Raw genomic sequence first — 1,043 nt, 5'->3', positions numbered from 1 at the left:
CTCCTGATTAGCGACCAACCTCAGCCACACGAATGACGTGCGCCGGGGCCGGGATTGAAAGGCAAGCGGCGCGAAGCAGGCGAACCAGGATGGAGCCAGATTGAATCGACGGTTGAATCGGTATTGGGCCTCGGCGAGATAGCGATGGGCGTACTTGGCGAAGTCGAAGGCGTGGTAAGTACCGCTGAGCGAGCGCTTGAGGTTGCCCAGGAAGGTGTTGATCGCCTTGAACTGCGGCAACTCGGTGCTGGCCTTGCCGCCGCCGGTGACCACGCGCTCGTGCTCGGCCCCGACGATCTGCACGGCGCCGAAGCACCACAGGCCGTCGGAGACGACGGTGGCCGAGGGCGCGATCGAGCGTGCGGCGAACACCGCCACCTCCTCGTGCGTGAACGGTTGCTGGCGCAAGCACACGAACTGCGGCTGGCCGTCGGGCGTGGTCTGCACCGCGGCGACGAACGGCACCTTGTTCTGCGAGCCTCGCCCGGCCTTGCCGCCCGAGCGCTCGCCGCCCAGGTAGGCGTCGTCAATCTCCACTCGGCCCTCGAGCTGGCGGGCGTCCTCGCGCACGCGCATGACCTCCATGAGCTTGTGCTTGACCAGCCAGGCGGTCTTGTAGCAAACGCCCAGGTGGCGCATCAGCTCGAGCGCGGCGACGTTGTTCTTGGACTGGGTCAGCAGGTGCATGGCCAGGAACCAGCGCGACAGCCCCAGCTTGGTGGCCTCGAAGATCGTCCCGCTGATGACGCTGCACTGGTGGCGGCACGCGGCGCACTGAAAGTACAGCCGGCCCTCGCGCCGAAACGAGCTGTTCTGGCCGCAACCGCATGCCGGACAGGCAAAGCCCGCCGGCCACCGCGAGGCGATCGGCGCCGCCTCGCACTTCTCCTCGCTGCCGTAGCGGTTCATGAATTCGGCCATCGAAAGTCCAGCTTGAAACTGCACTCGGTTCATCGTCATGGTTCACCTCCTGTGGCGGTGAACCCATCTTCAACCCTCGGTAGCTCACCACGTGAGCCGGCTGAGGTTCGTCGCTAATCAAG

General features: G+C 65.6%; 1 pseudogene. It reads right to left on the bottom strand.

Going from position 1 to position 1,043, the window contains the following annotated elements:
- Positions 1-7 precede the first annotated feature (7 nt).
- A pseudogene (locus Y694_RS21970) lies at positions 8-960 on the bottom strand (IS1595 family transposase).
- Positions 961-1,043: the final 83 nt, after the last annotated feature.

Origin of the sequence: Methylibium sp. T29-B (genome assembly GCF_000576225.1) — a bacterium.
GTDB lineage: Bacteria > Pseudomonadota > Gammaproteobacteria > Burkholderiales > Burkholderiaceae_C > Methylibium > Methylibium petroleiphilum.
Note: the sequence above shows the minus strand (reverse complement) of the source record. Positions and strands in the feature narration are given on the sequence as shown.